Origin of the sequence: Streptomyces spiralis, from assembly GCF_014654675.1 — a bacterium.
Lineage (GTDB): Bacteria > Actinomycetota > Actinomycetes > Streptomycetales > Streptomycetaceae > Streptomyces > Streptomyces spiralis.
This window is the reverse complement of record NZ_BNBC01000106.1, coordinates 1-5,758: the sequence shown is the minus strand read 5'-3', so window position 1 is coordinate 5,758 and position 5,758 is coordinate 1. Positions and strand designations below refer to the sequence as shown.

General features: G+C 71.3%; 6 protein-coding genes and 1 pseudogene. 5 read left to right on the top strand and 2 right to left on the bottom strand.

All coding sequences use genetic code 11. From position 1 onward, the window contains the following. Both IE318_RS43895 and IE318_RS43890 read left to right on the top strand, forming a co-directional pair. Window positions 1-544 (top strand): MDR/zinc-dependent alcohol dehydrogenase-like family protein (locus IE318_RS43895; RefSeq protein WP_506005429.1); only part of this gene is annotated, 544 nt, incomplete at its 5' end. Window positions 545-860: 316 nt separating this feature from the next. After that, complete coding sequence (locus IE318_RS43890) at window positions 861-3,035, top strand: FUSC family protein (protein ID WP_189908419.1); 2,175 nt, start codon at window positions 861-863, stop codon at window positions 3,033-3,035. Here IE318_RS43890 and IE318_RS43885 read toward each other — a convergent pair. Next, on the bottom strand, window positions 3,009-3,545 hold the full coding sequence (locus IE318_RS43885; protein ID WP_189908418.1) for a phosphate-starvation-inducible PsiE family protein: 537 nt from the start codon (window positions 3,543-3,545) through the stop codon (window positions 3,009-3,011). The genes IE318_RS43890 and IE318_RS43885 overlap by 27 nt on opposite strands. Window positions 3,546-3,679: 134 nt before the next feature. Here IE318_RS43885 and IE318_RS43880 point away from each other — a divergent pair, with 134 nt between their 5' ends. Continuing rightward, entirely contained in the window at window positions 3,680-4,768 is a 1,089-nt protein-coding gene (locus IE318_RS43880) for a hypothetical protein (protein WP_189908417.1), read from the top strand. A 127-nt stretch (window positions 4,769-4,895) separates the two neighbouring features. On the opposite strand, the pseudogene IE318_RS46825 reads toward IE318_RS43880, so the two are convergent. After that, window positions 4,896-5,037, bottom strand: a pseudogene (locus IE318_RS46825) (ISAzo13 family transposase); the annotation flags it as partial. A 74-nt stretch (window positions 5,038-5,111) separates the two neighbouring features. Between IE318_RS46825 and IE318_RS43875 the strand changes: the two are divergent. Further along, window positions 5,112-5,252, top strand: a complete 141-nt coding sequence (locus IE318_RS43875) for a hypothetical protein (RefSeq protein ID WP_189908416.1) — start codon at window positions 5,112-5,114, stop codon at window positions 5,250-5,252. 57 nt (window positions 5,253-5,309) lie between these two features. Then, the gene (locus IE318_RS43870) at window positions 5,310-5,516 is read left to right on the top strand and encodes a hypothetical protein (RefSeq protein WP_189908415.1); all 207 of its coding nucleotides are present in this window, start codon (window positions 5,310-5,312) and stop codon (window positions 5,514-5,516) included. Window positions 5,517-5,758 lie beyond the last annotated feature (242 nt).

Genomic DNA, 5,758 nt, shown 5'->3' with positions numbered 1-5,758 from the left:
CGACCGGCTGCGCAAGGCGGAGGAGATCGGGGCCATCCCGATCAACACCGCCGAGCAGGACCCGGCTGAGGTCGTCAAGGAGGTCACCCTCGGTCTGGGCGCCGACAACGGCTGCGAATGCGTCGGCTACCAGGCACACGACCCCGAGGGACATGAGGACGCCAGCCTCACGCTCAACGGACTGATCGACTCGGTCAGGTTCACCGGCGACATCGGCGTGGTGGGCGTGTTCCTGCCCCAGGACCCCGGTGGGGCCGAGGCCCAGGGCGAGCTCGAGGCGCAGGGCAAGGTCCCGATCGACTTCGGCATGATGTGGTTCAAGGGCCAGCACATGGGCACCGGTCAGGCTCCGGTGAAGAAGTACAACCGGGCGCTGCGGGATCTGATCGCCGGAGAGAAGGCAAAGCCGAGCTTCGTCGTCTCCCACGAACTCGACCTGGACGAGGCCCCCACCGCCTACGAGCACTTCGACGCCCGTGACGAGGGCTGGACCAAGGTGGTCCTGCATCCCGACGGACACCGCAACGGCCAGAAGCGTAAGTGACCAGGGGTCGCCGTCCCGCCTGTCTCCCCCGGACCGGTCCGGGGGAGACGGGTGGCGATCCGCCCGTCCTCCGGCCGGGGCCGGGGGCAATCACCCGCGCTCAGGTCGGACTTGAACCAACGGCCCTCGTCCGCGCTCCGGCCCGGTAGTACGGACGGCAGACGCTCAGCAGTGTACGCAGTGGCTGCACCCCGTCCAGCGGCTGCGGCCGCCGGCCTGTTCGCGTGCCGTGGGGGGTGGATTCCTCGCCCGACGGCCGGCGCACCTCAACCAGGCCGACGCGACCCGGCAGGGTCTTCCGGCTAGGCTCACACCCGTGACGTGGCTGCGGGCCTTCGGGGAGGTCGTGCGATCCGGGCTCACGATCGAGGAGACGCGGCTGGAGCCCCTGCTCGCGCTGCGCACGGCCGCTGGGGTGGCGATCGTCGTCGGGCCGGCGCTGTGGCTGATCTCCCCTGCGTATGCCGCGTCCGCCGCCCTCGGCGCCTACTCCGCGGGTGGGGCCACCTTCCAGCGCACCTGGCGTCCGCGCAAGGTGATCGCCCTCGGCGCGGGCGCGGGTCTGGCGCTCAGCACCTTCGTGGGCTACCTGGCGGCGGGGCGACTCGTGACGTTCCTCCCACTGCTGGCCGTATGGGCTTTTGTGGCGGGTATGGCGTGGGCCGTCGGATCGACCGCTGGGATCGTCGCAGCGACGACCGTCGGCAGCATGCTGGTGACCATCACCCTGCCCACGAGCGTCGGGCGAGCCCTGGAGCACGCCGTGATCATCGCGCTCGGAGGTGTGGCGCAGGCCGTGCTGATCCTGCTGTTCCCGATCCGGCGTTGGGGGGCGCATCGTGACGCACTTGCCGACGCCCTGGCCGCCGTGGCGGACTACGCCCGCCGGCTGCGGCACGACCCGATCGCCCCGTTCGACCCGGAGCCGTTGATGACGGCCCGGGACGCGGCTGCCGTGACGCCGTCACAGGCCCGAACCCGTCCCCCCGTCCTCCACGGCCCCCGGGGCCTCGCCGAGCGCATTCGGCCGGTGGTCGCGGCGCTCGCCGACCCGGACGTGGGCGCCCCGGCGGAGGGACCCGGGCGGGACCGCGCGCGGGAGTTGCTCGACGCGGCCGCCGACGTTCTGGATGCGGTCGCCCGTTCGATCCGCCGGGGCACTCCCGCCGAGGTGCGGCCCGGGAGCATGGACGTCCTGCGCGTCGACGAGGAGCACGAGGTGCTGGAGGGCCCCGCGCGGCTGGCCGCCGAGCGGCTCGTGGAACTGCTCGGCGAGGCGTTGGAGATCGCCGGGAGCGGCTGCGCGCGAGGGAGGACGCCGACGCCGCCCGGCTCCGCGGGCGCCGAGTTCCTGGTGCGCCCGACCATGTTCCGGCTGGTCCCGGTCGTCGTCCGGGCGGTCCGCCGTGAGCTCCGCCGGGACTCGCCCGTGTTCCGGCACGCCGTCCGCCTGGCGGGGGTGGCCACGCTCGGCTATCTGATCGCCGCCCGGCTCCCCCTGGGCCACGGCTACTGGGCGCCCATCGCCTCGGTGATGGTGATGCGGCCGGACTTCCACCGGACGTACGCGCGTGCGGTGGCCCGTCTCGCCGGGACCCTGGCGGGGGTCGCGCTCGCCACCGGGATGGTGCGGGCCCTGGGCCCGGACGCCCATGTGTCCGGCGCGCTGGCGGTGGTCTCGGCGGGCCTGTCGTACACGCTGAACCGTACCGGCTACGCCTACTCCCAGTGCTTCACCGCCGCGTACGTCGTCTTCCTGCTCGGCATGGGCGGCCAGGCATGGGAGCAGACGGTCCCGGAGCGGGTGGTGCTCACCCTGCTCGGCGGGGGCCTGGCGATGCTGGCGTACGTGGTGTTCCCCGCATGGGAGACACCCCGGCTGCCGGGCCGGCTTGCGGACTGGCTCGCAGCCAACGGCCGCTATGCGGCCGCGGTGCTCCGCAACTACGCCGAACCGACCCGGGAGCATCACGCCGACATGCGCAGGGCACTGCTGGAGAGCAGGGAGGCACGTGCAGCCTGGCAGGAGGCATACGACCGGGCAAGGCAGGAACCGGTCCGCCCCCGGGGGCTCACGTCGCGCGAGGCGCAGGAGGCGCAGGAGGCGCTCAAGGGGTTCGGGCGCGCGGCGATGCTCGTGGAGAGCCATGTACCGCGGGCCGACAGCCGTGTCGTCCCCGAGGCGGAGCGGTTCGCCGAGGCCCTGGAGGCGGACACCGCGAAGGCGGCAGCCGACGTGCGCGAGCACAGGAATCCGGACTGGGGGCGCGTGGAGGAGGCGCTCCACGCGTGGGAGGGCGCCGCCGGGGACCGGAGCCCGGTGGTGCGGCGCGGGGCGGAACTGCAGAAGCGTGCCTTGGAGGACCTCGCGACGGCCGTGAGCCGCACACCTCTGGAACGGGACGTCGGCTCTGCTCGCGAGGAGCAACGGGTGCGGGCGACCCTGGCGGCGGAAGGTGACGGATCAGGGCCCGCGCACCGAGGTGGGTGACGGCGCCGGCGACGGAGAGCGCCGCGCCTCCTGGAGCGGGAAATAGTCTCCCGGCCGCGTCGAGCGCCGCCACACGTACACCGCTGTCGCCATCACGAGGATCAGCCCAGCCAGGATGAGCAGTTCGATCCCCTCGACGCTCCACCGGAAGGACTTCTCCGCCTCGGCCGTCACGATGAGCACCCTGCGGATGCCGGCAATCAGGCCGACGACGAGGAATGGCTCCGCGTCGAGGGTTCGGTTCCTGATGGTGAGGCGGACGGTGTGGAGCAGCTCGGCCACAATGAACAGCACCAGGCTGCTGTCCAGGGCGGAGAGAACAACCGTCTCCTCGCGGTACGGCCCCTGGATCGACCTGATGACGTCGTGGACGACCCCGACGGTCAGGATCCCGGCGAGCAGTACGAGGAGCGCCGCGACGACCAGGTGGATGCCGTCCTCGATGAGCTGTAGGAGGCCCTGAACCCGGCCGCCCTCGATCTTCGGGAGAATGGGTCGCACAGTCAGCATGCTAGGGGTGCCCCGGCCCGCAGGCGCGGTGTGCTGCCGAACGGATGGACAAGCGGATCTCTCCCTGTGATGGCAGCCTGGGGGGAGGGACGAGGCACGACGTCACCTAGGCCTACCCGGCGGGACGAGGGTGTATGAGGCAGCCCGACGCGGACATGACCGGCAGGAATCTGCGGTTCGTCTTGGTCGCCGACCCGGGCCTGCCCTCCGAAATCGCCCGAGACCTCGCTCCCCGTCTGCCGGAGCATCTGCGCCGCCGCATCGGCAGGGGCATCCGCTGGCAGGTGGACACTGTGACGGCACCCTTGGTGGCGAACGAGCAGGTCGACGTGTCCGACGTGGCCGAAATCGTCGGCACCCATCTCGAGGACGGCGACTGGGACATCGGCGTCTTGCTCACCGATCTGCCGCGCCGGGCGGAGCGCGACCCGGTCAGCACCGAAGTCGACCCGGAGCACAGGGTCGCGCTGATCTCACTGCCCGCCCTCGGCTCCCGGCGTCTGCGGCGCCGGGTGCGGCAGGCGGTGGTCGGCGCCGTCAGGCAACTGACCGCGCAGGACGAAAGACCGCTGGATTCCCTCGTCGGCCGTCCGGCACCTGCGGAGGAGTCCAACCGCGAACGCTACGTGGTCCCGGGGCTACGCGGCCACGTCCGTCTGGTCCTGGGCATGGTGCGCGCCAACCGTCCCTGGCGGCTGTTCACGAGCCTCTCCCGCGCCATGGCCGGGGTCTTCGCCACCGCAGCCGTGGGCTTCGTCAACGCCACGACCTGGCAAGTCGCCACCGCTCTAGGCATCCCGCAGCTGACGCTCATCGCCGTGCTGTCCACCCTCGCCCTCACCGCGTGGGTCATCATCGACCACCGGCTGTGGGAACGCGCCGGGGACCTGCCTGGCGCCCACGCGCCGCTGTACCCCTATAACCTGGTCACGCTCCTCACCATCGGGCTGGGGGTGTTCTTCCTCTACGCTGCGCTGTTCGTGACCCTCGTGGCGGTCTCGTTCCTGGTCGTGAGCCCATCCGTCTTCGGCAGGATCGTGCACCACGCCGTCGATGCCTCGGACTACCTCACGCTGAGCTGGTTCGTCACGTCCAGCTCCATGATCGGCGGTGCTTTCGGAACAGGACTCGAGAACGCCGAGGAGGTGCGCGACGCCGCGTACGGGCAACGCCACCGGAGACGTCAGCGGCAGCTGACCGAGGCCCGCGACCGGGCCAGGTGAGGACCCCTCGGCCGCGCAGTGTCAGGTTGGTGGATCGTGCTGTTGCGATTGCCCTGCCTGGCCGTGTCGAGCGTGTTCGCCTTCATACGGCTGCTGCCGAGGAGCGCTGTGGAAAAGGCCGGTGCGGTTTGCGGCCACCGCCGCCCTGCGGACTCGTCCCAATGGCGCCTGGCCACAGTGGAGTTCCCGCACGCCGAGGAACACAGTCGCTTTACGGACGCCGGCGGCACGAGCGGCCGCTCTGATCCGTCGTGGCCGAGCGATCGGGCACTCCGACGGCCGCGGCCCCGCAGGCGACACCCCGTGGCGAGCCGCCAGGGCCCGGCCAGCTCGCCCTGGCGCGATGCTCGTCATTCAGCCGCTGCCCACACCCTGCCCCGCCGACCTGGTCCCCGACGCCACGGGCCAGGACGCCTTCAACGCCGCGTATAGGTCAGCCATGCAGCAGCGTGCCGTATTCGTTGCCGTCGAGTGCCAGGCCTAGCCCTGGACGGTCAAGGCCGACGCGCTCACGGCCTTCGAGCACGACATCGACGCCGCGGTGTACGACGCCGTCCGGAACGCGGTCATCCGCCTGATCCGCTCCCGCGAGATCCGTCCCGATTCCTCAGCCGCACCGGTCTATTTCGTCCTGTACGACCTGGAGAACGAGGACCGGGCGCGCGCGAACTCGCCGCCGCACTGCACGCGGCGCTGTACGGCGACCTCGGCCCACTGGCCCAGGCCGTACCCGACGCCCCGACCCTGATCAAAACATCACCACTCACTGCCACGTGCCGGGTCCAACGTCGAATACTACTGGTGGGTTACTTGCCACCTGGTTCGCCGCTCGTTACGTAGCAGCTGCGCGCTGCGGCTCGTCTGTCATGTCGGTCGCCGGTGGTCGGCCTCGGGCCTCCTCGCACGGCCTAGATGTGCTGGCCGGACAGGTTGGTGACGCGGCTGGCTGGTGTTTGGCCGCTGATGCCGGTGTGGGGTCGGTGGTAGTTG

What these genes read in the sequence shown, in the direction of transcription:
- IE318_RS43875 (WP_189908416.1), top strand. Translation starts at nt 5,112, where the DNA reads ATGCTCGTCATTCAGCCGCTGCCCACACCCTGCCCCGCCGACCTGGTC.
- IE318_RS43885 (WP_189908418.1), bottom strand. Translation starts at nt 3,545, where the DNA reads ATGCTGACTGTGCGACCCATTCTCCCGAAGATCGAGGGCGGCCGGGTT.
- IE318_RS43880 (WP_189908417.1), top strand. Translation starts at nt 3,680, where the DNA reads ATGAGGCAGCCCGACGCGGACATGACCGGCAGGAATCTGCGGTTCGTC.